This window comes from Streptomyces sp. NPDC006476, assembly GCF_040612015.1.
GTDB classification, from domain to species: Bacteria; Actinomycetota; Actinomycetes; order Streptomycetales; family Streptomycetaceae; genus Streptomyces; species Streptomyces griseorubiginosus_B.
Genome location: NZ_JBEXPK010000026.1, coordinates 37,554 through 64,438 on the forward strand (window position 1 = coordinate 37,554; position 26,885 = coordinate 64,438).

24 protein-coding genes and 1 pseudogene are annotated in these 26,885 nt (G+C 71.8%); 16 read left to right on the plus strand and 9 right to left on the minus strand.

The features are described from left to right. The first annotated feature begins 75 nt into the window (after nt 1–75). The 5 genes from aroH (at nt 76) to der (ending at nt 4,523) form a co-directional block, all read left to right on the plus strand. Complete coding sequence (aroH, locus tag ABZZ74_RS27730; protein WP_356769372.1) at nt 76–438, plus strand: chorismate mutase; 363 nt, start codon at nt 76–78, stop codon at nt 436–438. Further along, nucleotides 435–1,520, plus strand: a complete 1,086-nt coding sequence (locus ABZZ74_RS27735) for a prephenate dehydrogenase (RefSeq protein WP_356769374.1) — start codon at nt 435–437, stop codon at nt 1,518–1,520. The genes aroH and ABZZ74_RS27735 overlap by 4 nt, the downstream gene beginning before the upstream one ends. 110 nt (nt 1,521–1,630) lie before the next feature. Next, on the plus strand, nt 1,631–2,317 hold the full coding sequence (cmk, locus tag ABZZ74_RS27740) for a (d)CMP kinase (protein WP_356769376.1): 687 nt from the start codon (nt 1,631–1,633) through the stop codon (nt 2,315–2,317). After that, entirely contained in the window at nt 2,314–2,967 is a 654-nt protein-coding gene (locus tag ABZZ74_RS27745; RefSeq protein ID WP_356769378.1) for a lysophospholipid acyltransferase family protein, read from the plus strand. Before cmk ends, ABZZ74_RS27745 begins: the two co-directional genes overlap by 4 nt. 77 nt (nt 2,968–3,044) lie before the next feature. Next, complete coding sequence (gene der, locus ABZZ74_RS27750; protein ID WP_356769380.1) at nt 3,045–4,523, plus strand: ribosome biogenesis GTPase Der; 1,479 nt, start codon at nt 3,045–3,047, stop codon at nt 4,521–4,523. Between the two features lie 67 nt (nt 4,524–4,590). Here der and ABZZ74_RS27755 read toward each other — a convergent pair whose 3' ends face one another. Further along, on the minus strand, nt 4,591–4,980 hold the full coding sequence (locus ABZZ74_RS27755; RefSeq protein WP_356769382.1) for a hypothetical protein: 390 nt from the start codon (nt 4,978–4,980) through the stop codon (nt 4,591–4,593). Nucleotides 4,981–5,035: 55 nt separating this feature from the next. Next, nucleotides 5,036–5,818, minus strand: coding sequence for a hypothetical protein (locus tag ABZZ74_RS27760; protein ID WP_356769384.1), 783 nt, complete (start codon nt 5,816–5,818; stop codon nt 5,036–5,038). Between the two features lie 510 nt (nt 5,819–6,328). On the opposite strand from ABZZ74_RS27760, the gene ABZZ74_RS27765 reads away from it, so the two are divergent. Beyond that, nucleotides 6,329–7,006, plus strand: a complete 678-nt coding sequence (locus tag ABZZ74_RS27765; RefSeq protein ID WP_356769386.1) for a transglycosylase family protein — start codon at nt 6,329–6,331, stop codon at nt 7,004–7,006. 89 nt (nt 7,007–7,095) lie between these two features. On the opposite strand, the gene ABZZ74_RS27770 is transcribed toward ABZZ74_RS27765, so the two are convergent. From ABZZ74_RS27770 to ABZZ74_RS27780, 3 genes are read right to left on the minus strand one after another with little or no spacing between them, the layout of a single operon-like run. Next, entirely contained in the window at nt 7,096–7,743 is a 648-nt protein-coding gene (locus ABZZ74_RS27770; RefSeq protein ID WP_356769388.1) for an ATP-binding cassette domain-containing protein, read from the minus strand. After that, the gene (locus ABZZ74_RS27775) at nt 7,740–10,460 is read right to left on the minus strand and encodes an ATP-binding cassette domain-containing protein (protein WP_356769390.1); all 2,721 of its coding nucleotides are present in this window, start codon (nt 10,458–10,460) and stop codon (nt 7,740–7,742) included. Before ABZZ74_RS27775 ends, ABZZ74_RS27770 begins: the two co-directional genes overlap by 4 nt. Beyond that, nucleotides 10,460–10,936, minus strand: a complete 477-nt coding sequence (locus tag ABZZ74_RS27780) for a hypothetical protein (protein ID WP_356769392.1) — start codon at nt 10,934–10,936, stop codon at nt 10,460–10,462. The genes ABZZ74_RS27775 and ABZZ74_RS27780 overlap by 1 nt, the downstream gene beginning before the upstream one ends. Nucleotides 10,937–11,067: 131 nt before the next feature. Here ABZZ74_RS27780 and ABZZ74_RS27785 point away from each other — a divergent pair, with 131 nt between their 5' ends. The 3 genes from ABZZ74_RS27785 to ABZZ74_RS27795 are packed head-to-tail and all read left to right on the plus strand — an operon-like array spanning nt 11,068 to nt 13,974. Continuing rightward, entirely contained in the window at nt 11,068–11,646 is a 579-nt protein-coding gene (locus ABZZ74_RS27785; RefSeq protein ID WP_356769394.1) for a hypothetical protein, read from the plus strand. Further along, nucleotides 11,615–12,916, plus strand: coding sequence for an ABC transporter substrate-binding protein (locus ABZZ74_RS27790; RefSeq protein WP_356769396.1), 1,302 nt, complete (start codon nt 11,615–11,617; stop codon nt 12,914–12,916). Before ABZZ74_RS27785 ends, ABZZ74_RS27790 begins: the two co-directional genes overlap by 32 nt. Before the next feature lie 14 nt (nt 12,917–12,930). Continuing rightward, a complete protein-coding gene (locus ABZZ74_RS27795; protein ID WP_356769398.1) occupies nt 12,931–13,974 on the plus strand; it encodes a YafY family protein in 1,044 nt (347 codons plus the stop codon). On the opposite strand, the pseudogene ctaD reads toward ABZZ74_RS27795, so the two are convergent. After that, nucleotides 13,892–15,544, minus strand: a pseudogene (gene ctaD / locus ABZZ74_RS27800) (cytochrome c oxidase subunit I); the annotation flags it as partial. The gene ABZZ74_RS27795 and the pseudogene ctaD overlap by 83 nt on opposite strands. Nucleotides 15,545–15,982: 438 nt before the next feature. Here ctaD and ABZZ74_RS27805 point away from each other — a divergent pair. Further along, nucleotides 15,983–16,198 carry an I78 family peptidase inhibitor gene (locus tag ABZZ74_RS27805; protein ID WP_133047267.1) on the plus strand — a complete coding sequence of 72 codons (216 nt, stop codon included), beginning with the start codon at nt 15,983–15,985 and terminating at the stop codon, nt 16,196–16,198. Nucleotides 16,199–16,294: 96 nt separating this feature from the next. On the opposite strand, the gene ABZZ74_RS27810 is transcribed toward ABZZ74_RS27805, so the two are convergent. Together ABZZ74_RS27810 and ABZZ74_RS27815 are read right to left on the minus strand one after the other, a co-directional pair. After that, nucleotides 16,295–17,311 (minus strand): phosphatase PAP2 family protein, encoded by a 1,017-nt coding sequence (locus ABZZ74_RS27810; protein WP_356769400.1) that lies wholly within the window; start codon nt 17,309–17,311, stop codon nt 16,295–16,297. Nucleotides 17,312–17,548: 237 nt separating this feature from the next. Then, entirely contained in the window at nt 17,549–18,808 is a 1,260-nt protein-coding gene (locus tag ABZZ74_RS27815; protein ID WP_356769402.1) for a mannosyltransferase family protein, read from the minus strand. A gap of 261 nt (nt 18,809–19,069) precedes the next feature. Between ABZZ74_RS27815 and ABZZ74_RS27820 the strand changes: the two genes are divergently transcribed. Further along, a complete protein-coding gene (locus ABZZ74_RS27820; RefSeq protein WP_356769404.1) occupies nt 19,070–20,674 on the plus strand; it encodes an MFS transporter in 1,605 nt (534 codons plus the stop codon). 114 nt (nt 20,675–20,788) lie between these two features. Continuing rightward, nucleotides 20,789–21,979, plus strand: a complete 1,191-nt coding sequence (locus ABZZ74_RS27825) for an acyl-CoA dehydrogenase family protein (protein WP_356769406.1) — start codon at nt 20,789–20,791, stop codon at nt 21,977–21,979. A gap of 36 nt (nt 21,980–22,015) precedes the next feature. On the opposite strand, the gene ABZZ74_RS27830 is transcribed toward ABZZ74_RS27825, so the two are convergent. After that, entirely contained in the window at nt 22,016–22,456 is a 441-nt protein-coding gene (locus ABZZ74_RS27830) for a cell division protein SepF (RefSeq protein WP_133047262.1), read from the minus strand. Nucleotides 22,457–22,766: 310 nt separating this feature from the next. Here ABZZ74_RS27830 and ABZZ74_RS27835 point away from each other — a divergent pair, with 310 nt between their 5' ends. The 4 genes from ABZZ74_RS27835 (at nt 22,767) to ABZZ74_RS27850 (ending at nt 26,879) form a co-directional block, all read left to right on the plus strand. After that, nucleotides 22,767–23,945 carry a DUF5685 family protein gene (locus tag ABZZ74_RS27835; protein WP_356769408.1) on the plus strand — a complete coding sequence of 393 codons (1,179 nt, stop codon included), beginning with the start codon at nt 22,767–22,769 and terminating at the stop codon, nt 23,943–23,945. A gap of 188 nt (nt 23,946–24,133) precedes the next feature. Next, on the plus strand, nt 24,134–25,999 hold the full coding sequence (locus ABZZ74_RS27840) for a nitrate- and nitrite sensing domain-containing protein (RefSeq protein ID WP_356769410.1): 1,866 nt from the start codon (nt 24,134–24,136) through the stop codon (nt 25,997–25,999). Further along, the gene (locus ABZZ74_RS27845) at nt 25,882–26,454 is read left to right on the plus strand and encodes a hypothetical protein (RefSeq protein ID WP_356769412.1); all 573 of its coding nucleotides are present in this window, start codon (nt 25,882–25,884) and stop codon (nt 26,452–26,454) included. Before ABZZ74_RS27840 ends, ABZZ74_RS27845 begins: the two co-directional genes overlap by 118 nt. Next, nucleotides 26,451–26,879, plus strand: a complete 429-nt coding sequence (locus tag ABZZ74_RS27850) for a roadblock/LC7 domain-containing protein (protein ID WP_208785709.1) — start codon at nt 26,451–26,453, stop codon at nt 26,877–26,879. The genes ABZZ74_RS27845 and ABZZ74_RS27850 overlap by 4 nt, the downstream gene beginning before the upstream one ends. The last annotated feature ends 6 nt before the right edge of the window (nt 26,880–26,885 follow it).

Consider the following 26,885-nt stretch of genomic DNA (forward strand, 5'->3'; position numbering starts at 1 on the left):
CGCCGACGGCCGCCGCCGCGCGGGCTGACTAGGCTGGACGGTCGTAGAGCCGATACGTGAGCGAGGAGCAGCGCCGTGGCGGTACGAGCGGTCCGGGGAGCCGTCCAACTGGAACGGGACGAGGCCGGACACATGGACGAGCAGGTCGGAGCCCTGCTCACCGCCGTCCTGGAGCGGAACGGCCTGAGTGCCGACGACCTGATCAGCATCTGGTTCACGGCCACGCCCGACCTGCACAGCGACTTCCCGGCGGCCGCCGCCCGCAAGCTCGGCATCGTCGACGTCCCCCTGATCTGCGCGCAGGAACTCGACATCGCGGGCGCCATGCCCCGGGTCGTGCGGATACTCGCGCACATCGAGACCGACCGGTCCCGCGCCGAGATCAACCACGTCTACCTCGGCGCCGCGACCGCCCTGCGCAAGGACATCGCCCAGTGAGAACCGCACTCGTCATCGGCACCGGCCTCATCGGTACGTCCGCGGCCCTCGCCCTGTCCCAGCGGGGCGTCGTCGTCCACCTCACCGACCACGACCCGGAGCAGGCCCGCACCGCGGCCGCCCTGGGCGCCGGCACGGACGAGGTCCCCGAGGGGCCCGTCGACCTCGCGATCGTCGCCGCCCCGCCGGCCCATGTCGCCGCCGTGCTCGCCGACGCCATGCGCCGGGGCCTGGCCCGCGGCTACATCGACGTCGCCAGCGTCAAGGGCGGCCCGCGCCGCGAGCTGGAGGCGCTGGGCCTCGACCTGTCGGCGTACATCGGCACGCACCCCATGTCCGGCCGGGAGAAGTCCGGCCCGCTGGCCGCCACCGGCGACCTCTTCGAGGGCCGCCCCTGGGTCCTGACGCCGACCCGGGACACCGACACCGAGGTGCTGAACCTCGCACTCGAGCTGGTCTCGCACTGCCGTGCCGTGCCGGTGGTGATGGACGCCGACGCCCACGACCGGGCCGTCGCGCTCGTCTCCCACATGCCCCACCTGGTCTCCAGCATGGTCGCCGCGCGCCTGGAGAACGCCGAGGAGGCGGCGGTACGGCTGTGCGGGCAGGGCATCCGGGACGTGACCCGGATCGCCGCCTCCGACCCCCGGATGTGGATCGACATCCTCTCCGCGAACCCCGGGCCGGTCGCCGACCTGCTCTCGGACGTCGCCGCCGACCTGGAGGAGACCGTCGAGGCGCTGCGCTCCCTGCAGTCCTCGGACGACGCCAAGCGGCGTGAGGGCACGGCCGGCATCGAGGACGTGCTGCGGCGCGGCAACGCGGGGCAGGTCCGCGTCCCCGGCAAGCACGGCTCCGCGCCGCGGGTCTACGAGGCCGTGACCGTCCTGATCAGCGACGAGCCGGGCCAGCTGGCCCGTATCTTCGCCGACGCCGGCCGGGCCGGGGTCAACATCGAAGACGTGCGCATCGAGCACGCGACCGGGCAGCAGGCGGGTCTGATCCAGCTGATGGTGGAGCCGCAGGCGGCGCCGGTGCTCAGTGCCGCGCTGCGGGAGCGGGGCTGGTCCATCCGGCAGTGATCCTCCCGATCATCCGCCTGTAAGAGGGGACCCGGGAGGCCGGTAACCTTGTGCGGGGCGCGCTCGCGCCCGTACACCACCACCGCACCGCACCAGGAAGGTGTCCCCTCGTGGAAAACGGCGCCGCCAAGCCCGTGATCGTCGCCATCGACGGTCCGTCCGGCACGGGCAAGTCGAGCACGTCGAAGGCCGTCGCCGCGCAGCTCGGCCTGAGCTACCTGGACACCGGTGCCCAGTACCGGGCGATCACCTGGTGGATGGTGACCAACGGGATCGACCTCGAGGACCCCTCCGCGATCGCCGCCGCGGCCGGCAAGCCCGAGATCGTCTCCGGTACGGACCCGGCGAACCCGACGATCAGCGTCGACGGCACCGATGTGGCCGGGCCGATCCGCACCCAGGAGGTCACCGCCAAGGTCAGCGCGGTCAGCGCGGTGCCCGAGGTGCGCGCCCGGATCACCGAGCTGCAGCGTTCGCTGGCCGCCTCCGCCGAGACCGGCATAGTGGTCGAGGGCCGCGACATCGGTACGACCGTGCTGCCCGACGCCGATCTGAAGATCTTCCTCACCGCCTCCGCGGAGGCCCGCGCGGCCCGTCGCAGCGGTGAGCTGAAGGGCGCCGACGTCAACGCCACCCGCGAGGCGCTGATCAAGCGGGACGCGGCTGACTCCTCCCGCAAGACCTCGCCGCTCGCCAAGGCGGACGACGCGGTCGAGGTGGACACCACCGAGCTCACCCTCGCGCAGGTCATCGAGTGCGTCGTCACCCTCGTCGAGGAGAAGCGGGCCGGGAAGTGACCGCTGCTCCCGTTGCCTCCGAGCGGGGCGCCGACATCGGACGCCGGATCGGCGTCGGCCTGATGTACGGGCTGTGGAAGCCGCGGGTGCTCGGTGCCTGGAAGGTGCCCGCGAGCGGCCCGGCGATCCTCGCCGTGAACCACTCCCACAACATCGACGGCCCCATGGTCATGGGAGTCGCGCCCAGGCCGACGCACTTCCTGATCAAGAAGGAGGCGTTCGTCGGCCCGCTCGACCCGTTCCTGACGGCCATCGGCCAGCTGAAGGTGGACCGCTCGGTCGCCGACCGCGGGGCCATCACGCGCGCGCTCGACGTCCTGGCGGCCGGCGGAGTCCTGGGCATCTTCCCGGAGGGCACCCGCGGCGAGGGCGACTTCGCCTCCCTGCGCGCGGGGCTCGCCTACTTCGCCGTCCGCAGCGGCGCCCCGATCGTCCCGGTCGCCGTCCTGGGAAGTTCCGAGAAGCCCGGACGGTTGATAAAGGGGCTGCCTCCGCTGCGCAGCCGCGTCGACGTCGTCTTCGGCGACCCCTTCGAGGCGGGCGACGGCACCGGACGGCGCACCCGAGCGGCCCTGGACGCGGCGACCGAGCGCATCCAGAAACAGCTCGGCACCCACCTGGAAAACGCAAGGCGCCTGACCGGGCGCTAGGCGACACTGAGTAGTGGATCAAACCGGATGACACCGGGCGGTCCACCGATCACCACGATGAACGAGGTACGGACTTCATGAACGACGACATCCACTCCGAGGGCTCTTTCGAGGAGCACGACCACGGAGAGCTTGGCGATGCCGAGTACGCGGAGTTCATGGAGCTCGCCGTGGAAGAGGGCTTCGACCTCGAGGACGTCGAGGGGGCCATCGAGGCCGCGGGGCACGGGCCGCTGCCGGTGCTGGCGGTCGTCGGGCGGCCGAACGTCGGCAAGTCGACCCTCGTCAACCGCATCATCGGCCGCCGTGAGGCGGTCGTCGAGGACAAGCCCGGTGTCACCCGCGACCGGGTGACCTACGAGGCCGAGTGGGCGGGCCGCCGCTTCAAGGTCGTCGACACCGGCGGCTGGGAGCAGGACGTCCTCGGCATCGACGCCTCCGTGGCCGCCCAGGCCGAGTACGCGATCGAGGCCGCCGACGCGGTGGTGTTCGTCGTCGACGCCAAGGTCGGCGCGACCGACACCGACGAGGCGGTCGTACGACTGCTGCGCAAGGCCGGCAAGCCGGTCGTGCTGGCGGCCAACAAGGTCGACGGCCCGAGCGGCGAGGCGGACGCCGCCTACCTCTGGTCCCTCGGCCTCGGCGAGCCGCACCCGGTCTCCGCGCTGCACGGCCGCGGCACCGGCGACATGCTCGACGCCGTCCTGGAGGCCCTCCCGGACGCACCCGCGCAGACCTTCGGCGGTCCCGGTATCGGCGGCCCCCGCCGGATCGCCCTCATCGGCCGCCCGAACGTCGGCAAGTCCTCCCTGCTGAACAAGGTGGCGGGCGAGGAGCGCGTTGTCGTCAACGAAATCGCGGGCACCACCCGCGACCCGGTCGACGAGCTGATCGAACTCGGCGGTGTCACCTGGAAGTTCGTCGACACGGCCGGTATCCGCAAGCGTGTCCACCTCCAGCAGGGCGCCGACTACTACGCCTCGCTGCGCACCGCGGCCGCCGTCGAGAAGGCCGAGGTGGCGGTCATCCTGATCGACGCCTCCGAGTCCATCTCGGTGCAGGACCAGCGGATCGTCACCATGGCGGTCGAGGCGGGCCGCGCCATGGTCATCGCCTACAACAAGTGGGACACCCTCGACGAGGAGCGCCGCTACTACCTGGAGCGGGAGATCGAGACCGAGTTCGGTCAGGTGGCGTGGGCGCCCCGGGTCAATGTCTCGGCGCGCACCGGGCGGCACATGGAGAAGCTGGTCCCCGCGATCGAGACCGCCCTCGCCGGCTGGGAGACCCGTATCCCCACCGGCCGCCTGAACGCCTTCCTCGGCGAGCTGGTCGCCGCCCACCCGCACCCGATCCGGGGCGGCAAGCAGCCGCGCATCCTCTTCGGCACCCAGGCCGGCACCAAGCCGCCGCGGTTCGTCTTCTTCGCGTCCGGCTTCATCGAGGCGGGCTACCGGCGCTTCATCGAGCGCCGGCTGCGGGAGGAGTTCGGCTTCGAGGGGACGCCGATCCATATCTCCGTGCGGGTGCGCGAGAAGCGCGGCAAGAAGAAGTAGGCGCGAGCGACACGCGAACGACAAGGAGGGCGGCCCCCGTTGGGACCGCCCTCCTTCTCATCTCCGCTCAGCCGCCTCTGCGCGAACCCGGCGGCAGGGCCGCCGGTACGTGCTGCATCGCCGAGGCCTGCGGCCCGATGTGCCCGACCCGCTGCCACTGCGACTGCTGACGCGCGACGGACGCCCCCGCGCTGTAGGCGCCGTAGGAGCTGCTGAACGACCCCGGGCGGTGCCCGCCGTACGACCCCGTGCCGTGCGGGATGTTCCCGAAGGCGGTGAAGCCCAGGTCCTCCTCGCCGCTGCGGTCGCCCGGCAGCGTGCGGAAGGACTTGACGTACTCGGCGTAGAGCGCGTCGTAGATCGGCGTGGCCGATGGGCCGCCCAGGAAGTCCGGGGCCGACCTCGACGAAGGGATCGACTGGAACGACTGGCGGCGCGGAACGTCGTATGCGTGCACGTATGTCCAAACGACCTCGGGTCACTTGGGATGCGGGTGCACGCGACGGCGGCTCTCAGGTGCCGGCGAGGGGCATGGCCGCGGCCACCAGCTTGCCGCCCGCCGCGGCCTTGTCGAGCGCGTCCCGCAGCAGGTCCTCACGCGGCTGGCGGCCGATCGAGCCCACCGGCGCGGCGAACATCAGAACCTGCTGGTGCTTGTTGGCCGCGGCCCGCCAACCCTCCGTCACCTGCAGCGGCTGGTGCGCCTGCCACCACGCCACCGGCTGACCGCCGGCCGCGTTCGGCTGCAGCACCGCGTGCAGCTGCCCGACGGCCAGCAGCACCGACCAGCCGTGCAGCACCGGCGGCACCTCGGTGATCTCCGTCAGCGGCATGAACCCCTGCTCGATGAGCAGCGGCAGGAAGTCGTCCCCGAGACCCGTGGCCCCCGGCCGTACGATCGGTCCCGTCGGCTCGACCACCAGCGCAGGGTGCAACTCCCCGGCGATCAGCACGAGTCCGCTGGTCACTCCCAGCACGGCCTGCTCCGGTACGACCTTGTCCGGGTCGAGGTCCACGGTGTCGCCGGAGATGGACCGCACGGCCCCCTGGAGCTGCTCCTCGGTCACCTGCACGACCTGCGAGGGCAGGCAACTGGCGTGGGCGAAGGCGAGGACGGCGGTCTCGTCGCCGATGAACAGGACGGTGCTGGTGCGCTCCTGCTCGGAGTCGCCCGGGGTGCGGCAGGACGTGCAGTCGTAGCTGCCGGGGGCGTTCTCTCCGGCGAGCAGCCGGTCGGCCTCTTCGTCGCCGATCTCGGCGCGTACCTCGTCGCTGACGTCGAGCATGCGGGGCACGGTGGCTCCCCTCGGGAAGTGTGAACCGGGCGGGTCCCGGACTCATGAAGAAGACAACGGAGGACCTGTGGCGAGAGTCACGCTCCTGGGCGAACGGAATCAATCCATCCAACGCGGATGGTCACGACGGGTTCGGAATCGGTCACTCACGGTCAAGTGCTTGTCAGGTCAAGATAGTTGGTTGCGTGAAGTGAGTCACAGTCAGTTGGTTCAGGTGGTCGAAATATCGGGAAATCAGGGAGCGAATCAGGTCTCCGGAAAATCTCGCTACCTCCGGTAACACCCAACTGACCTGGCACGACGGCCAGTTGGTTGTCGTCCCGCCCCGACGCTCCTTAGATTCCTCGGCCGTGTGCAACGAGCACCGCTCGGGAAACGTCCGTCCACCGCACCCGGCCCGCACCACCGGCCGGCGCGGTCGCGGCGGACGGGGCGGAGCGTGGCGACCGGCCCAAGTGCCGCGAGCGCGCCCCGCCTTGGGGGACCCCGGGTGTTTCGAGAGGGAATTACATGTCCGAGTGTGCCGATACCACCCGCGACAACGTTCGTAAGACGCGTACGACGGCGGTCCTCGCCGGGGCCGCACTGCTCGCCCCCCTCGGACTGCTGGCCGCCACCGGCAACGCGGTCGCGGCGGACGGCGGAGTGTGGGACCGCATCGCCCAGTGCGAGAGCGGCGGAAACTGGCACATCAACACCGGCAACGGCTACTACGGCGGGCTCCAGTTCTCCGCCGGCACCTGGCGCGCGTACGGCGGCTCGGCCTACGCCTCCACCGCCGACAAGGCCTCCAAGCAGGCGCAGATCGCCGTCGCCACCAAGGTCCAGCACGCCCAGGGCTGGGGCGCCTGGCCGGTCTGTTCGGCCCGGGCCGGTGCGTACGGCAGCGCGCCCGCCTCGTCGGGTGCCGGGTCCACGAAGGCGGCCCCCGAGGAGGTCGTCTCCAAGAAGGCGTCGAAGAACGCCTCGAAGAAGGCTGCGAAGCAGCCGTCGAAGGCCCCGGCCCGCTCGACCGAGCACACCAACCGCAGCTCCTCCCGCGGTGACTACACGGTCCGTGCGGGCGACACGCTCAGCGTGATCGCCGCGCGGCACGGGACCACCTGGCAGCGCCTGTACGCCGCCAACAAGGCCGTCATCGGCGGCGATCCGAACCTGATCGTGCCCGGGCAGCAGCTCGAACTCTGAGGCACACCCCCCTCACCGGGTACCGCGGGGCCTCGTCCGTCACAACGGACGAGGCCCTTCGGCGTCCACTCGGTCACGGGGCAGTCCTGTCATCGTCTCGCCTGCTCGTCCGCCTCGCCGCCGAACACGACCGTCCCGCGCCGCAGTTCGTACAACAGGACCGGCGTTCGGTGGCGAAGCCCGGGCGGCAGCCGCTGCTCGGCGACGATCACACACGCGTCCAGACCGGCGAGCAGTTCGTACGTCCGGGCCGCGACCGGCGGTGACATGCCCTGCGCCGGCTCGTCGACCAGGACCACACGCGCGCGTGCCAGCAGCGCCCGGGAGAGGGCGAGCATGCGCTGCTCGCCGCCGGAGAGCGTTCCGGCCCGGTGCTGGAGCAGGGGCTTGAGCTGCGGATAGGCGTCGAGGGCGAAGTCGTACTGCTGGGAGGCGAGTTCGAGGTTCTCGTGGACGGTGAGGGAGCCGAACACGGCCTGGCGCTCCGGGACCAGGCACAGTCCGCGCCGGGCACGCTCGTACGCCGGCAGCCGGGTCACGTCGGTCCCGTCCCAGATCACCCCGCCGGCGGACAGGGGCACGGTTCCGGCCAGGGCGCGCAGGGCGGTCGTACGGCCGGAGCCGTTGCGGCCGAGGAGGACCGTGAGGCCGGGGGAGGGGGCGGCGAGAGTGACGCCGTGCAGGGCCTCCAGGGGGCCGTAGCGCACGCGGGCGTCGCGGAGGGAGATGCCGGTCATGGGACGACCTCGTCCAGTACGTGGTCCGGGGGGCCGGAGGCGACGATGTGACCGGCCGTCATGACGTGCACGACGTCGGCGAGGTCCGCGACCAGGTCGAGATCGTGCTCCACGACGAGGAGGGCGGTGCCGTCGGCCGCGAGGGCCTTCAGCACGCGGGTCATGGCGGCGACCTCGGTGCTGTCCAGGCCGGCCGCGGGTTCGTCCAGCAGCAGGACGCGGGGGTTGCCGGCGAGGGCCCGGGCCAGTTCCACGCGGCGGAGGGTGCCGGTGGGGAGGTCGGCGGCGGGGAGGGATCTCGCCGGGCCGTCCAGACCGAAGAGTCTGAGGGCGCGCTCGACTGCCTCCGGGTCGGTGGGGCGGCCCTGTTCCGCGCCCACGCGGACGTTCTCGGCGACGGTGAGGGAGGGGAAGACGGAGAGCTGCTGGAAGGTGCGGGCGATTCCGAGGCGGGTGCGGGTGTGGGGTGGGAGCCGGGTGATGTCGCGGTCGCCGAGGTGGACCTGGCCGTGGGTGGGGTGGAGGGTGCCGGCCAGGCAGTGGAACAGGGTGCTCTTGCCGGCGCCGTTGGGGCCGACGACGGCGGTGATCCGGCCGGGAGGTATGTCGATGTCGACTCCGTCGAGGGCGGTGAAGCGGCCGTAGCGGGCGTGGAGGGAGCGGGCTTTGAGGGTCGGTGCGGGTGCGGGTGCGCGGCGGTGCACCCGGCCTCCGGCCGGGTTTGTGTTCCTACCCGCACCACCCGTGCGGGATTCGTGGTCGGGTGCGGGTGGCCCTGGTGGGGGTGGAGCGCCGTCGGCGGCTGCCACCCGCGGCCGAGGGGTCACTCCCGCCAGTGCCCGTCGCCGGGTGGCAGGTTGAGCTGCGGGGTGTACTTGCGCCCGCACGCGCGCTCCCGCCGGCGTGAGCTTCGACGTCCGCCGGCCCCGCAGGCGGTTCGCCGCCGTGCGCAGGGCCTCGTAGGGGCCGGCCGGGAAGCGGCCCACCAGTACTGCCAGGACGCCGATCAGGGCCGCCGCCACCCCGCCCCGGGTGCCCGCGTCGAGGCCGACCAGGAGGGCCGCCGCGGCCAGGGCGCCCAGGGTGCTGTCGGCGCCCAGGACCACCACCGCGGCGAACCAGAGGAGGCCGCGCACGGGGTCGTAGGTGCCGGGATCGAAGGCGCGCGCCCCCATGCCCAGCATGCCGCCGCCGAGGGCGGCCAGCGCGGCGCCCGAGACGAAGGCCAGCAGCTTCAGCGAGGGCACCTGCACACCGGTCGCCGACGCCCCCGACTCGTCGTCCCGCATCGCGGCCAGCGCCCGGCCGGTGCGGCCCCTGCGCAGGGCGTGGGTCGCGAGCAACGCCGCCGCCAGCAGCACCAGTTCGAGGACGTAGTACGCGCGGTCGCCGTCGAAGCCCGCCGGGCGGTCCAGGGACAGGCCGGACGTCGCGTAGGGCTGGGCGAAGACGAAGCGGCTCACGCCGACGCCCACGGCGAAGGTCGCCAAGGCGAGGGCGAGGCCCCGGCGACTGATCGCGGGCCAGCCCGTCAGCAGGCCCAGGGGAGCCACCAGGACGACCGCGACCACGAGGGCGGCCAGTTCCGGGAGGCGGGGCAGGCCCGGGAAGCGGCCGGCGGAGAGAAGGGCCGTGAAGAGGGCGCCCAGGCCCGCGTACGCCGCCTGGCCGAGGGAGATCTGGCCGCCGCGGCCCGTGACGACGACCAGGGAGAGCAGGACCACCCCCAGCGCCGGCACCTGGACCGACGTGTGCAGGTCCGAGCCCGCGAAGCCCAGCGGCAGCAGGAACAGCACGACCGCCACGATCCACGCGCCCGGCGGTGTCGGCACGCGCGTGGTGGCCGTGCGGGGCAGGGCGTCACGCGTGCCGACGCGGGGCATCGCCAGGGACGTGACGAGCAGGGCGACGACGAACAGGTTCGCGTCGGCCGCCTGCAGCAGCGGCCCGCCCCAGCCCGACGGATGCAGCCGGGTCAGCTGGCTCTGCGCCACCCCGATGCCGAGCGCCACCGCCACGGCGACCGGCAGACTGCGCATCCGCGCGGCCACCGCCACCGCCACGACCTCCATGACCAGCAGCGGCAGCCCGTACGGGTCCAGCCGGACGTACGGCGCGAGCAGTACGCCCGTCAGACCCGCCGTGAAGGACCCGAAGGCCCAGCCGGCCGCCGCCACCCGGTCCGCGTCGATCCCGCCGAGCACCGCGAGCTGCCGGTCGTCCACCACGGCTCGCAGTTCCCGCCCGAACCGGGTCCAGCGGATCACCGCACCGACACCGGCCGCCAGGACGAGGACCACCGCCAACTGCCCCCAGGGGTCCGCCGACACCAGCTCGGGGGCGTCGTCCCTCGCCCCCTGCCCCCACAGCAGCGCCGCCCCGCCGACCAGCAGCACGAAGACACCGATCGAGGCGACCAGGGTCTGCGCCGGGTCGCTGCCCCGGACCGCCAGCGGGCGGAAGACGAACCGCTCCAGCGTCACGCCGATCGCCGGCGCCAGGACGACGAGGGTCGCCGTCGCCGCGAGCCACAGCGGCCACCCCCACTCGACCACGCACTGACGCAGCACGTACGCGCACACCATCGCGATCGCGCCGTGCGCGAAGTTCAGCACGCCGGTCGCGCGGTACGTCACGATCAGGCCGATCCCGGTGAGCGCGGCCGCGCTGCCCACCGAGAGGCCGGCGAGCGTGAGGTCGTACGTCAGTGACGACATCAGTCGGTTTCTTCGACGGGCTCACAGATGGGGCACGGGCCCAGTTCGCCGCCGGCCAGGAGCTTGGCGTCCACCGGGACCGCCTCCACCTTCCCGGCCACCAGCGGACAGTCCGCCCGGTGCCAGAGCGTGCCCCCGGGGACCATCAGCAGGTCCCCGCTGACCGCGAGGGGCGCACCGGCCGGCTGCCCCGCCTCGTCCGCGTCCGAGGGCTCGGCGGCGACCAGGAGGCCGTACAGCTCCTCCACGCGCATGGCGGCGAGCGCGCCCCGGCCGTGCGTGAGCAGCACCGCCCCCGCGATGATCAGGGCCGCGCCCGGAATCGAGCAGGAGGCCAGATAGGGCAGCTGCCGCTCGGCGTAGCGCTCGCCCGAGACGCCGTACCAGCCGATGACGCACAGCACCGCGCCCGCGGCGAGCGCGGTCCAGCCGGCCCACAGGACGGGGTGCACGTTCCGGAGTCTGGCTGTCCGCATCTCTGGCTCCCACACGTCACGCGTCTGACTGTCTTCCCAGGTCTGCCGATCGCTTGCACTATGCCTTCTGGAAGCTGACCCTGAAAGCACCGGGCGCACCCTGCCCGGAACGACACCCGGTGGTGAGCCAGATGGTTCTCGGGAGCGACCTCAGGCGGGGGAAGGCACGAAGGGGGCGCGGCCCACGGGCGGCGGGACGGGGTACGGCGGCGCTCGCCGCCCTCGTTCTCATCCTCACCCCCGTCCTCGCGGCGTGCAGCGACAAGAGCGGCGGCGGCAGCCAGAGCGCGCCCCCCACTCCGTCCGTGGCGACCCCGGCGACGAGCGCGCCGGCCACCGCGCCCGCCGACCCCGCGGCCGCCAAGCAGGAGATCACCGCCAACTGGCAGAAGTTCTTCGACCCGAAGACGTCGCTGGCCGAGAAGCAGAAGGTGCTGGAGAACGGCGACAGCATGGCGCCGGTGCTGAAGGCCTTCAGCGGTGACAAGCGCGGCGGCCAGGTGCAGGCGCAGGTCCAGACGATCGAGTTCACCTCACCGACCAAGGCGACCGTGACGTACGCGCTGACCCTGCAGGGCGCCACCGCGCTGCCGAAGGCCTCCGGGACCGCGGTCCAGCAGGGCGGCACCTGGAAGGTGTCCGTCAACACCCTGTGCGCGCTGGTCCAGCTGAGCGGCGATGCGTCGGGTTCGCCGGCCGCGGGCTGCTGAGGGCGCGGCTGCCGCCGCGCTGCTGCTCCTGCTGGGCACGGCCTGCGGCAGCCGGCTGCCGGAGAGCGACTTCGAGCACGAGACCCGCACACCCGCGCCCGCGCCGAGCGGCGGCACACCGATCCCGGTCGGCATCATCACCAGTGTCACCAGCCCGGTCGGCGGCGCCGCCTTCACCGGCCCGCGCGACGGCGCCAAGGCCTGGTTCGACCGCCTCAACGCGCACGGCGGCATCGACGGGCACCCCGTCCAGGTGCGCGAGTGCGACGACGGCGGCAGCGGTGTCGGCGACAACACCTGCGTCCACCAGCTGGTCGACGAGGACAAGGTCGTCGCCCTGGTCGCCACCACCGCCCTCGACTACGCGGGCGCCCCCCGCGTCTCCCACGCGCGCGTACCCGACATCGGCGGCCAGCCCATCGGCGCCGCCTACGACACCTGGCCGCACCTGTACGGCATCTACGGCAGCCTCGCGCCCAGGAACGGCACCCCGGGCTGGGGCGGGAAGCTGTACGGCGGCACGGAGGTCTACCGGTACTTCAAACAGCAGCAGGGCGCCCGTACGGCGGCCGTCGTGTCGTACAACCAGGCCTCCTCCGCCGCCTACGCCCGTCTCGTCGAGCAGGGGCTGAAGGCCGAGGGCTACAAGGTCGTCAGCGAGCAGGTCGACTTCGCGCTGCCCAACTTCCGCGCCGCCGCGGCCGATCTGAAGGAGCAGGGCGCAGACCTGGTCTTCGACGCCATCGACACCCACGGCAATGCCCAGCTGTGCAAGGCGATGGACGAGGTCGGCGCCAAGGTCATCGCCAAGGTCACGAACGTCCAGAACTGGACCTCCACCGTCCCGGACGACTACAAGGACTCGCCGCGCTGCCGCAACGCCCTGTGGGCGACCGGGGCCAGCCGCGACTACGACGACTCCGCGAACGCGGCCGTGCGGGAGTTCCGGGACGCGACCAAGGGCCTGAAGACGCACTCCCAGTGGCAACTGGAGGGCTGGGCGGCCGCGATGTGGTTCACGGACGCGGCCAGGTCCTGCGCGCCGACGGGCATCACGCGCGCGTGCGTGGACGGCTTCATGAACCGCAGCGATGGCTACGCCGCCGACGGGCTGCTGCTGCCCGTGTCCTTCGAGCGGCTGGCCGAGCCGCCGAAAACCCGCAGGACGTGTCTGTCGGTGGCGCGCTGGAGGGACGGCCACGGCTGGGTCTCACAAGGGGACATGAACCACACCTGTTTCGATGTGCCGCAACTGCCGTACTCCCCCTGATAGAGACTTTGACCATGCTGGAGACCTCGGCACGACTGCTGCGTCTGCTCTCGCTGCTCCAGGCGCACCGCGAATGGTCGGGCGCCGACCTCGCCGAGCGCCTCGGCGTCACCGCGCGCACCGTGCGCCGGGATGTCGACCGCCTGCGTGAGCTGGGCTACCCCGTCAACGCCAGTCCCGGCACCGGGGGCGGCTACCAGCTGGGCGCGGGCGCGGAACTGCCGCCGCTGCTGCTGGACGACGACGAGGCCGTCGCCGTGGCCGTCGGCCTGCGCACGGCCGCCGGGCAGGGCATCGAGGGCATCGGCGAGACCTCCGTACGGGCCCTCGCCAAGCTGGAGCAGGTGCTGCCGGGCCGGCTGCGCCGCCGGGTCGCCGCCCTGAACGCCTTCACCGTGCCCATGCTGCGCGGCCCCCTGCCCTCCGCGGTCGACCCGGCCGTCCTGACCGAACTGGCCAACCTCTGCCGGGACTCCGAGCGCCTGCGCTTCGAGTACAGCGACCACGGGGGCCAGGCCACCCGCCGTACCGTCGAACCCCACCGACTCGTCTGCAGCGAGCGGCGCTGGTACCTCGTCGCCTGGGATCTGGAGCGCGAGGACTGGCGGACCTTCCGCGTCGACCGCATCACGCCCAGGCCGCCGCACGGCCCGCGCTTCGCCCCGCGCACCCCGCCCGCCGAGGACCTCGCCGCGTACGTCTCGAAGGGCGTCTCCACGCGCGCGTACGCCACCCAGGCCGTCGTCCGTCTGCTCGTGCCCCTGGCGGAGGCCGCCGAGCGGATCTCGCCGAGCGCCGGGACGCTGGAGGCGGACGGGCCGGACGCCTGCGTCCTGCGCACGGGGGCGGCGAGCCTGGAGGTGATGGTGATTCACGTGATGATGACGGGCTTCGAGTTCGAGGTGCTGGAGCCCGCCGAGTTGACCGAGGCGATCAGGACGTCTCGGGACCGGCTGTCGCGCGCGCTTCTCCGAGGGGCTCGTCCTCGGTCGCCGCGTACTCCGGATGGTGCAGGTCGAACGCCGGGGACTCGGAGCGGATCCTCGGCAGGCCGGTGAAGTTGTGCCGGGGCGGCGGGCAGGAGGTCGCCCACTCCAGGGAGCGGCCGTAGCCCCAGGGATCGTCGGTCTCGACCAGCACGCCGTACTTCGAGGTCTTCCAGACGTTGTAGAGGAACGGCAGCGTCGACATGCCGAGCAGGAACGCCCCGATCGTCGACACCGTGTTCAGGGCGGTGAAGCCGTCCGCGGCAAGGTAGTCGGCGTACCGGCGGGGCATGCCCTCCGCGCCCAGCCAGTGCTGCACCAGGAACGTGGTGTGGAAGCCGACGAACAGCGTCCAGAAGTGGATCTTCCCGAGCCGCTCGTCCAGCATCTTCCCGGTGAACTTCGGCCACCAGAAGTAGAGCCCGCCGAAGATCGCGAAGACGACCGTGCCGAACACCACGTAGTGGAAGTGGGCCACGACGAAGTAGGTGTCCGAGACGTGGAAGTCCAGCGGCGGCGACGCCAGCAGCACCCCGGTCAGACCGCCGAACAGGAACGTCACCAGGAAGCCGGCCGCCCACAGCATCGGCGTCTCGAAGGACAGCGAGCCCTTGATCATCGTCCCGGTCCAGTTGAAGAACTTCACGCCCGTGGGGACGGCGATCAGGAAGCTCATGAAGGAGAAGAACGGCAGCAGCACGGCGCCGGTGACGAACATGTGGTGCGCCCACACGACCACCGAGAGCCCGGTGATCGACATCGTCGCGCCGACCAGCGTCAGATAGCCGAAGATCGGCTTGCGGGCGAAGACCGGGATGATTTCCGTGATGATCCCGAAGAACGGCAGCGCGATGATGTAGACCTCGGGATGCCCGAAGAACCAGAACAGGTGCTGCCACAGCAGCGCCCCGCCGTTGGCGGGTTCGAAGACCTGCGCGCCGAAGCGCCGGTCAGCCTCCAGCACCAGCAGCGCCGCCGCGAGCACCGGGAACGCCATCAGGATCAGGATCGACGTGAACAGCGTGTTCCAGGTGAAGATCGGCATCCGGAACATCGTCATGCCGGGCGCGCGCATCCCGATGATCGTCGTGATGAAGTTGACCGCGCCGAGGATCGTCCCGAACCCGGCCAGCGCCAGACCCATGATCCACAGGTCGGGGCCGAGACCGGGAGAGTGCACGGAGTCGTTGAGCGGCGCGTAGGCGAACCAGCCGAAGGCGGCGGCCCCGTCGGGCGTGAGCAGCGAGCCGAGCACGATCAGACCGCCGAAAAGGAACAGCCAGTACGAGAACATGTTCAGCCGGGGGAACGCCACGTCGGGGGCGCCGATCTGCAGCGGCATCAGCTCGTTGGCGAAGCCCGCGAAGGACGGGGTGGCGAACAGCAGCAGCATGATCGTGCCGTGCAGCGTGAACAGCTGGTTGTACTCCTGGTTGCTCAGGATCTGCAGCCCGGGACGGGCGAGTTCGGCCCGCATCAGCAGCGCCATCACCCCGCCGACCAGGAAGAACACGAACGAGGTGATCAGGTAGAGGTGCCCGATCTTCTTGTGGTCGGTGGTGGTCAGCCAGTCGACGACCAGCCGGCCGCGCTGCTTGTGCGGTACGGGTCGCGCCGCCGCCCGCACGGTCTGGGTCCCCATCGTTCGCTCGCCCCTTCGCTCGTCGCGCACCGGGTCCGCTGCAGCCCGCGTGCGCTCGCTCGCGAGCTCACGCCATGATGCGCGCCTCGGCGTGCGCCGCGACAGGGGGGTGCGGGGGTTGTGTGCCGGATCCGTGTATTTCCTATGCGGTGTCAGCTCCCGCGACCGGCGCCCGGAATCGGCCCGGAATCGAATCCGGCGGCGACCGGGGGCCGTTCTCACGGCACTTTCCGCCCGGGTATTGCACAAGCCCGAGCGACACGCGGGAATTACGTTCGATTGACTGCGGAAGGCGTACGGAACCGCCCGTACGGGTGACTCGGCGCCGCCGAAACACGCGTCGTGATCCTGTGACAGAAGTGTGACCGGAGGGGCACGTGGGACCCGTCGTGGCGGTCCGGGGTTCCGTGGGCCGGGGGCAGGGCCTAGCGTGGCGGCATGGCACCGATTCCCACTCCGCAGGCGGAGCCCGAGGACAGTCCGGACGCGTATGTCGGCCTCGACCAGGCAGGCGCCGAGCGGCGTGCGCGGGAGCGCGGCTGGTCCACGGTGCGCTCCCTGCCGCCGGGGGCGATCATCACGATGGAGTACCGCCAGGGCCGGCTGAACTTCGAGGTGAAGGACGGCCTGGTGGTGCGGTCCTGGAAGGGCTGACAAGCACGAAGGCCCCGGTCCCTCGATGAGGGGGCCGGGGCCTTCGTCGTGCGGGGCGTGGGTTGTGCGTACCGGACCCCGCTGTCCTGGAGCCGCTCAGCCGCCCGTGACGGGGCGGGCCGAGGCCGGTGTGCCGCGGGAGACGCGGTCGGGGTGCGGTGGCCGCCGACTGCCCACCGGGGTCACCGGCGTGCGCTCGGAGCGGGCCGTGTGCGGGCCGGGGGCGAGATAGACGGGCGCCCGGGGCGAGCGGGCCGCCGGCTCGTGCGAGGCCTCGTCCTGAGCCGTCGTCCGCGTTGTGAGCAGCACCGGCGAGCCCGCGGGGGCCGGGGTCGGTGCGGGTGCCGTGGCGGCCTTGCGGGCCCGCCAGCGGTCGCGAAGGTCGAACAGTTCGACCTCGGCGCGGGCGATGAGCGGTTCGCACCAGGGCAGGGCGAGCAGGACCAGCAGACCGGCCGCCCAGCCCAGTAGGACGTCGCTCAGCCAGTGCGTACCCAGGTAGACGGTGGCCATCCCGACGCCCAGCGAGGTCACGGCGGAGATCGCCGACAGCCAGCGGCGGGCCCTCGGTGTGGAGGCGAGATAGGCCAGGATTCCCCAGGTCACGACGGCGTTGGCGGTGTGACCGCTGGGAAATATATCGCCGCCCAGACCCATCTCGTTCGAGCCGATCGTGGTCGCGTAGTGCGGTCCCAGGCGGCCCATGCCGAGCTTCGCGGCGCCGACGGAGATGTTCAGCAGCAGCAGCGCGGTGCCCAGTGTCAGCAGCGGACGCAGCGTGTGCTGCCGCCAGGAGCGCCAGCCCAGCCAGGCCGCGACCATCACGGCGGTCGGGCCGCGCTGGCCGAGGACCACGTAGTAGTCGACGAACCAGTGGATGCCGTGCCACTGCTGGTACGGCCGGAAGAACATGACCTGCCAGTCCAGGCGCACGAGCCAGGAGGTGGTCACCACGGCCCACACGATCGCCAGGTAGAACGCCAGGGTGCCGGTCAGCAGCGCCACCCGGTGCCGGCTCATCTTCGGGACATCGAGGTTCGCCGGTCGTTCCGGCTCCCGGTCCAGTCTGGTGAACACCCGGTCCAGACGGGTGAGGTTTCGTTCGGTACGCACCCAATCGACGTTACCGCCAGTGAGGTAAGTTCTCCGTCTCTTCAGCGGGTTTGTGATGACGATGTGATGTGGGATTCCTCTCAGCGAGGGGTTTATTTCCAGGGAATCCGCAATGGCGGGCCGCCGCGTCCTTCATTTCCTTTGATCATTACGCGAATCAGTTTTCTGCGGCTTATGAATTCGTTCACCGAAAGCTGGCCGGGATTTACCTGGGCGCTCACGCGGCGCCAGGGTCGATCACGGCGGACCGGAGCCGTTCAGCCAGAACGCTCCGTACACGGCCGACGCCACCGCGACACCGCCCACCACCAGCGCCGACCTGGACGTACGCGCTCGGGCCAGGGCGACGGCGAGCGGCAGCAGCAGCGGGAAGGCGGGCAGCAGCAGGCGCGGTTTCGAGCCGAAGTAGCTCGAGGCGCACAGCGCGAGCGCGATGACCACGCCCGCGTACACCAGCAGCGGAACCGGCTGGCGCTGTCGTACGCAGACGACGTACAGCCACACCACGAGCCCGACCCCGACGATGATCCCGATGCCCGCGAGGGCCGACGGGAACGACGTGAACTTGTCGGCGACGAAGCGGGCGAAGGCGGCGCCCCCGTCGAAGCCGTTGCGCCAGCCCGCCTGGACGTCGAGATAGCCCAGCGGACCCTTGCCGGTGCGGTGGCCGACCCACAGGACGTAGCCGGCGGCGCCCAGCGGGGCGAGAAGAAGCGCCAGCGCGCACCGTACGGCCCTGGGGGCGCGCGATGGGGTCCCGGCGCCCTCCGATGGCGGGACGCGCTCCACGGGCCCCTCTGCGGCCGATGCAAGGGCGTGAGCGCCCACGGGGGCGCCGTCCGCGTCCGGCGCGCTCCGGTTCCGCACGAAAGAGGTAATGCCGGCCACCCACACCGCCGCCACGACGGCCAGCCCGACCGGCCGGGTCAGCCCCGCCAGCGCGGCCAGCGCGCCCGCCGTCAGCCAGCGGCCGGTCAGCACCGCGTACAGCGCCCAGGCGGCGAGCGCGGTGAACAGCGACTCGCTGTACGCCATCGACTGCACGATCCCCACGGGCAGCACGGCCCACAGCAGCACGGCGCACACCGCGGTCCGGCGGCCGTGCACCAGCTCCGTGACCGCGAAGATCCCCCAGGCCGCCGCGAGCGAGGCGAGCAGGCTGACGGCGAAACCCGCTCCGGCGTACGACAGGGGCGTGAACGAGTGCAGCAGCCGCTCCAGCCAGGGCAGCAGCGGGAAGAAAGCCAGGTTGGAGTGCACGTCCCCGTTCGGCAGCCGCACCTCGTAGCCGTAACCGAGCTCGGCGACCCGCGTGTACCACAGCGAGTCCCAGCGAGCCGTCAGCAGCGTGTACGCGCTCTTGCCGCGCGCCCCGCTCCACACCGCCAGCACGAGCAGGCCCAGCGCGCGCACGGCCGCGTACCCGAGGAGGGCCGGGGCCGCGCGGCGCAGGGCCCGGCCGGCGGGTGGCGCGGGGCGCGTCGCAAGATCCGTCACGGGCTCGATTATCAACGGGGCCGGAACCGGCGGCCCCGGTGCCACGTGCTCCCAGGTGAGGGGGAGTGGCGTACGCCACACGAGTTATGTGCGCGTCTGAGAGGTCCGCCACGTGAACGTGGCGGGAACTCGCGTACGCTGACGAGTCACTCGCCTTCGTTGCGCGGGCCGGGGACAGCCGCTCCTCCCCGGCCGAGATCACGGGGAGTCCCCACCCCGTGATGCCCGCCGAACGCGAGGAAGCATCTGGGAGGTACGTACATGTCCGGGACGACCACGGCCGCAGCGCTGCGCCGTCGGGCGGCCGGGGCCGGTGCCAACCGCTGGGTCGTCCTCGTCGTGCTCTGTGTGAGCCTGCTGCTGGTCGCCGTGGACGCGACCGTGCTGCACGTCGCGGTCCCCGCGGTCACCGAGGACCTCAGGCCTGGCGCGATAGAGCTGCTCTGGATCGTCGACGTCTACCCGCTCGTCTGCGCCTCGCTGCTGATCCTCTTCGGCACGCTGGGCGACCGCGTCGGCCGCAGACGGATCCTGCTCCTCGGCTACGGCCTCTTCGGCATCGCTTCCGCTCTGGCGGCCCTCGCCCAGGACCCGCAGATCCTCATCCTCGCCCGCGCGCTGCTCGGCGTCGGCGGCGCGATGATCATGCCGGCCACGCTGTCGATCCTGCGCCAGGTCTTCCCCGACCGGCGGGAGCGGGCGCTGGCGATCGGCGTGTGGAGCGCGGTCGCCGCGGTCGGCGCGGCGGTCGGACCGCTGCTCGGCGGCTTCCTCCTCGAGCACTTCTGGTGGGGCTCGGTCTTCCTCGTCAACATCCCGCTGATGCTGGTCAGCCTGCCGGTGGGGCGGATGCTGCTGCCGGAGTCGCGGGGCTCGGGCGACGGGCCCTGGGACGTGGTCGGCGCGCTGATGGCCGCCGCCGGGCTCTTCGGTGTCGTGTTCGGGGTGAAGCGGCTCGGCGGCGGCGAGCCGGCGGGCAGCGCGTTCACCCTGGCCCCGCTGGTGGTGGGGGCGGTGCTGCTGGTGTTCTTCGTACGGCGGCAGCGCCGGCGCACGCACCCGCTGGTCGACCTCGGTATGTTCGCCCGTCCGGCGTTCAGCACCTCGGTGGGCTGCATCGTGCTGGCGATGCTCGCGCTGGTGGGCCTGGAGCTGATCGCGGCGCAGTATCTGCAGCTGGTGCTCGATCTGTCGCCGCTCCAGACGGGCCTGCGGCTGCTGCCGCTGACCTTCGCGGCGATGGCCGCGGGACTGGTCGGGGCGCGGATGCTGCGCCGGTTCGGGCCGCGAGCGATGGTGTGCTTCGGGTTCTGTGTGACGGCGGGGGCGGTGCTGCTGCTGACGCTGATGGGCGCCACCGACAACCCGCCCCTGCTGCTGTTCGGCTTCGTTCTGCTGGGCTTCGGGCTGGAGACGACGCTCTTCGGGGCGTACGAGTCGATGCTGAGCGAGGCCCCGCCGGCCCAGGCCGGTGGCGCGGCGGCGGTCGGGGAGACCTCGTACCAGCTGGGCGCGGGGATCGGGATCGCGCTGCTCGGCAGCGTCATGAACGCGGCGTACGCGCCCGGCCTGTCCTCCGTTCCCGGTGTCCCCGCCTCGGCGTCGGCCTCCGCGGCGCACTCGCTGGGCGAGGCCTACGATGTCGCCGGGCGTCTCGGCGGCCCGGTCGGCGTCGCCCTGCGCCGCGCGGCCCGGGACTCCTTCGTGCACGGACTGCATGTGACGCTGCTGGTCAGCGCGGTCCTGTTGCTGCTGGGCGCGGTGATGGCGCTGCGGCTGCCGCGGGTCATGCAGTGCGCGGAGGCGGCGGCACCGGTGGAGCTGCCGGCGCCCCGGGAGGTCGCGCAGTCCCGTGTCTCCGCGTAGGCCGCTCACCCCTCCGCGTGGGCCGCTCACTGGACGTGCGGGACACTGCGTCGTAACGTCGGCCCCAGAGTCGTAACTAGCGCTGCTAGTTTTCGTGTGCCGGAGGGTGTTCTGATGTCCGCGTCCTCGAAGTTGCCCCCGTTCGACCCCGCCGACCCCCTCGGCATCGACGACCTGCTGGAACCCGAGGACCTGGCGGTGCGCGACACCGTGCGGGCCTGGGCTGCGGACCGGGTGCTGCCGCGGGTCGCCGAGTGGTACGAGAAGGGCGAGCTGCCCGGGATCCGGGAACTGGCCAGGGAACTCGGCGGCATCGGAGCCCTCGGCATGTCCCTCGACGGGTACGGGTGCGCCGGGGCCAGTGCCGTGCAGTACGGGCTCGCCTGCCTGGAACTGGAGGCCGCCGACTCCGGGATCCGGTCGCTGGTCTCCGTGCAGGGATCCCTCGCCATGTACGCCGTCCACCGGTTCGGCAGCGAGGAGCAGAAGCAGACCTGGCTGCCGCGGATGGCGAGCGGTGAGGTCATCGGGTGCTTCGGACTCACCGAACCCGATCACGGGTCCGACCCCGCCTCCATGCGGACCTCCGCCAAGCGCGACGGCACCGACTGGGTGCTCAGCGGACGGAAGATGTGGATCACCAACGGCTCCGTCGCCGGGGTGGCCGTGGTGTGGGCGCAGACCGAGGAGGGGATCCGCGGGTTCGTCGTGCCCACCGACAGCGCCGGGTTCTCCGCGCCCGAGATCAAGCACAAGTGGTCACTGCGGGCGAGTGTGACGAGCGAACTCGTGCTCGACGACGTGAGACTGCCCGGCGACGCCGTCCTGCCGGAGGTCGTGGGGCTCAAGGGACCGCTGAGCTGTCTGTCCCACGCCCGGTACGGGATCGTGTGGGGCGCGATGGGTGCGGCCCGGTCGTGTTTCGAGGCCGCGGTGGACTACGCGAAGACGCGGGAGCAGTTCGGACGGCCCATCGGCGGCTTCCAGCTCACCCAGGCCAAGCTCGCCGACATGGCGGTCGAATTGCACAAGGGGATCCTGCTCGCCCATCACCTCGGGCGGCGCATGGACGCCGGCCGCCTGCGTCCCGAGCAGGTCAGCTTCGGCAAGCTCAACAACGTGCGCGAGGCCATCGAGATCTGCCGGACGGCCCGTACGATCCTCGGCGCCAACGGGATCTCCCTCGAATACCCCGTCATGCGGCACGCGACCAACCTCGAGTCGGTGCTGACGTACGAGGGCACCGTCGAGATGCACCAGCTCGTGCTGGGCAAGGCACTCACCGGGCTCGACGCCTTCCGGTGACCCCTGCGCGGGGCAGGGCCGGTGAGCGGCCCTGCCTCAGCTCTGGTTGTAGAAACCGTCCTCACGGCGTGCGGCCGGCTCACCGCTGACGATCTCGGTGTTCGCCGGGGTCAGCAGGAAGACCCGGTTGGCGACCCGCTCGATGGTGCCGCGCAGGCCGAAGGTCAGCCCGGCCGCGAAGTCGACGACACGCTTGGCGTCGGCCGCCTCCATGGCCGTGAGGTTCACGATCACCGGGACGCCCTCACGGAACAGCTCGCCGATGGCGCGCGCGTCCCGGAAGCTGTCCGGGGTCACCGTGCCGATGCGGCGGCCCTTCTCCTCGGCGACGTCCGAGGCCACCTTGACCCGCGGGTCGGTGACCCAGGCATCCCCGGGCTGCTCGGTCCCTTCGGAGTAGTCGTCGTCGTAGTAACGCTCGTCGTCGTTGTCGTCGACGAGGCCGAGCCAGGCACTCGCTTTGCGTACCGATCCCATGGACGCCTCCTCTCACAGCGGTCTTTTTTGCTTTCCGCATCCCTATGGTCATCCATGATGCGGACGTCGCGCCAAGTGGATAGACGCCGCGCGGGGGGTTTGTGACGGTACTGGTGCACAGCGAATACGTCGAGAGCCCGGGTGCCCCAAGGGTCTTGATGTATGCGGCTGCTGACTGTGAGTGAAATATGATTCTTCGTGGCGTACGGGTGATGGACGATGCGTCCGGGTGAACGGACGATCGATACGATGCGGCAGCTCAGCGCCGTGCCAACGGCCCGGGAAGTCACACGCGTCACGGGGGATCACCATGTTCGGAATCGTCAGGCCCTGCACCCATCGGCTCGGTGAGAATCTCAAGTCCCAGTGGATGGCGCACTTGTGCGGACTGTGTCTCGCGCTGCGCGGGGACCACGGACAGTTCGCTCGGGTCGTCACCAACTACGACGGGCTCCTCATATCCGTTCTGACGGAGGCTCAGGCGGAAAAGGCGGGCATCTGGCGGCGTACGGCGGGCCCGTGCCCCTTGCGCGGGATGCGCACCGCCTCCGTCGCCCGGGGCGAGGGCGCGCGGCTCGCGGCCGCCGTCTCCCTGGTGCTCGCCTCGGCCAAGGTGCGCGACCATGTCGCCGACGGCGACGGGTTGCTGGCGCGAAGGCCCGTGGCGCTCGCGGCCCGCCGGGTCGCCGCGAGCTGGGGCGCGGCGGGGGCCCGTACGGGAGCCGACGTCGGCTTCGACACGGCCGTGCTGGTGGACGCCGTGGACCGGCAACTCGGCATCGAGGCGCTCGCCGGACCGGGCACGCCCCTGCTCACGGTCACCGAGCCGACCGAGACCGCGACCGCCGCGGCCTTCGCCCACACGGCCGTTCTCGCAGGCAGGCCCCGCAACGCCGAGCCGCTCGCCGAGGCCGGGCGGCTGTTCGGGCGGCTCGCGCATCTGCTGGACGCCGTGGAGGACAGGGAAGCTGACGCGGCGTCGGGTGCCTGGAACCCGCTCACCGCGACCGGGACCCCGCTCACCGAGGCACGACGGCTCGCGGACGACGCGCTGCACGGGATCCGGCTCGCGCTGCGGGAGGTGGAGTTCGCTGACGGGAAGCTCGCCCACCGGCTGCTCGTGCACGAACTGCGCGCCTCCGTCGACCGCGCCTTCGGTTCGGCGTCCTGCGCACACCGCTCGACGCCCTCGCTCGCGGGACCGTACGCGCCGCCCGGCTCCCCCGGCGGGCCGCCGCCCCAGCCGCCCCGGCGCGACCGGCGCGGACTGCTCGCGGGGTGCGCGGTGTGGGCGGGGCTGGCCTGCACCTGCCAGGTGTGCTGCGGCGAGTACGAGGACCCCTGGAGCCGTGAGCGCAGGGACGGACTGTGCCGCGACGCGAGCTGCTCCGACTGCGCGGACTGCGGGGACTGCTGCAACTGCTGCCAGTGCTGCGGGGAGTGCGACGGATGCGACTGCTGTGACTGCGGCTGCGACTGCGGTTGCTGAACCGGCTACCGACAGTGGCGTATACGGGATGCGCGCGGTCCGGCGGCCACCTGGTGTTTCCCGGAGATCCTGTTTCCGGGACGTAAAACAAAAACATGATCCGGTGACCGTCGCCTCGTGAAAGTCGTTGGGCGGGAGCAGAACAGTTTCTTCCTCCCCCCGACCCGCCCCTCATATAAGGCACTTCCGTGGACGTCACAGCAAGCGTCACATCCCGAGCGACCACCAGCATCCGCACCAGACTGCTGAGGATCCTCATCCTCGCCCTGGCGGTCCTGCTGGCGCTGCTCGGGCTCGCCGCCGGCGAGCAGATCTCCGCCTACCGCAACGCATCCGCCACCGAGGACAACGCACGCCTGGAGATCACCCTCCAGGGCCTCGTCCACGAGCTGCAGAAGGAACGCGGCCTCACCACCGGATACGTCGGCGGCGTCTGGCAGTTCAAGGCCAAGCTGCCCGCCCAGCGCGAGGCCACCGACGCCGCCCGCACCGCGCTGGACAAGGCGCTGAAGGGCCGCAGCGACCGCGCCGCCGACTCCGTGCGCGAGTCGCTCGGACGGCTCGACGGGCTCGCCGGCATCCGCGGTCACGCGGACGACCACACCGGCGTCGTGAAGGACACCTTCGACTACTTCACCACCACCATCACCGTCCTCGACCGGCTCGACCTCGGCCTCGACGAGGTCCACGACGGCCCTCTGCGCGACGCCTACCAGTCGCTGCAGACCCTCGGCAACGCCAAGGAGTTCACCGGCGAGGAGCGCGCCATCGTGCTCGGCTCGGTGCGCGGCGGGAAGTTCCACGGCGAGGACTACAGCCGCTTCATGCAGATCCGGGCCGGCCGGCTCGCCGCCCTCGCCGCCTTCCCGCGCTCGGCCACCGCCGCCCAGGAACGGCGCCTGAACGCGGCCCTGACCACACCGGACGCCGAGCGCATGCTGGCGTACGAGAGCACCGCGGTGCACGGCGGCGGACGGCTCGGCTCCCGCGACATCCCGCCGATGGCCTGGTGGGACGCCACCACCTCCACCATCAACGGACTGCGCCAGGTGCAGGTCTCGCTCGGCGCCGACGTCGAGAACCGCGCCGCCGAGCTGGAGAGCGCCGCCCAGCGCGACCTGTTGCTGTTCGCGCTGCTCGCCCTCGGCACCGTCGCCGCACTCGGCGCCCTGGCCCTCGACTGTGTACGGTCCGTCTCCGCGCCGCTCGTCGAACTCGCCCAGCAAGCCCGGGAGATGGCCGGCGAACGACTGCCGCGCGCCGTCGCCGCCGTCCAGAACACCGCCTCCGGGGAGACCCCCGAACCACCCGCCCCACTGACCCTCCCCGGCAGGACGGGCGCCGAGGTGCGCGAGGTGGCCGAGGCCTTCGACCGCGTCCAGCGCGCCGCCTTCGACCTCGCCACCGAACAGGCCGTGCTGCGCCGCAACGCCACCGACTCCCTGGTCAGCCTGGGCCGCCGCAACCAGAACCTGGTCCGCCGGCAGATCAGCTTCATCAACAAGCTGGAGCACGAGGACGCCGACCCGGCCACCCTGGCCAACCTCTTCGAACTCGACCACCTCGCCACCCGGATGCGCCGCAACGCCGAAAGCCTGCTGGTGCTCGCCGGTGAGTCCAGCCCCCGCCCCTGGGCCACCCCGCTCGCCCTCACCGACGTGCTGCGCGCCGCGCTCTCCGAGGTCGAGGAGTACCGCCGGGTCACCCTGCGGCGGATCGAACCCGCGCACATCACCGGCTCCGTCGTCGCCGAAGTCGCCCATCTGCTCGCCGAGCTGGTCGAGAACGCGCTCAGCTTCTCCCCGCCGGACTCCGACGTCGAGATCGAGGGGCGGCGCACCAGTGCCGGCTACCTGGTCGCGATCGTCGACCACGGATTCGGCATGGACGCCCAGGCGCTCGCGGAGGCCAACGTACGGCCGGCACCGCCAGCTTCATGGCCGAACCCACCCGGTTCCTCGGCCACTTCGTGGTCGGCGCCCTCGCCCGCAAGTGCGGCATCGAGGTACGGCTCGGGGAGGCGCCGGCGGCCGGTGTGGTCGCCCGGGTGCTGATCCCGACCTCACTGCTGACGGAGGCTCCGCCGAAGAAGGCGGCGGACAGGACGGCGGACAAGGCGGTACTGCCCGCACCGCGCAAGGAGACGGAGGTGCCGGCCGCCGAGCCGGTCACCGTGGCGGCGGAAGCGAAGCCGAGCGTGGACGAGAACAGGAACGAGGGCAGGAGCGCCGGCGTGAAGGGCGCCTCCGCCGCCCGTACCCGCAACGGGCTCGTCAAGCGGCCCCAGCGCAGCGCGATCGCGGACGCCGTCAGCGAGACGGACCGGCCGCAGCGGCCGGCGCCCGCCGGGCCGACCCCCGACCGGAGCCCCGAGGAGATCTCCGGGATGCTCTCCACCCTGCGCAGCGCCCACATGCGGGGCGGGATCAGCGTGGAGAAGGAGAAGGAGCAGGACAAGCAGCAGGACAGGCAGCGGTCCGCCGAACAGGGTGAGGGTGACGCCAAGTGACCACCGTGGACGCCCACAACGACTCGCAGACCTTCAACTGGCTGCTCGCCAACTTCGTCCGGAGCACCGACGGGGTACGGGACGCGGTCGCCGTCTCCTCCGACGGGCTGCTGATCGCCGTGTCCGACGGGCTCGGGAGGACGGAGGCCGACCATCTCGCGGCGATCGTGTCGGGGCTGAGCAGCCTGGCGCGCAGCGCGTCCAAGCGGTACGGCTTCGACGGGGTCAAGCTCATCATGATCGAGATGGGGCGCGGATTCCTGCTCGTCTCCGCGATCCGGGACGGCAGCTGTCTCGGGGTGCTCGCCGACAGCAGCGGTGAACTGGGCCTGGTCGGCTATGAGATGGCGGTGCTCGCGGAGCGGGCGGGTGATCTGCTCACGCCCACGCTCATCGCCGATCTGCGGCAGGCGTTGCCGCGGTGAACGGCG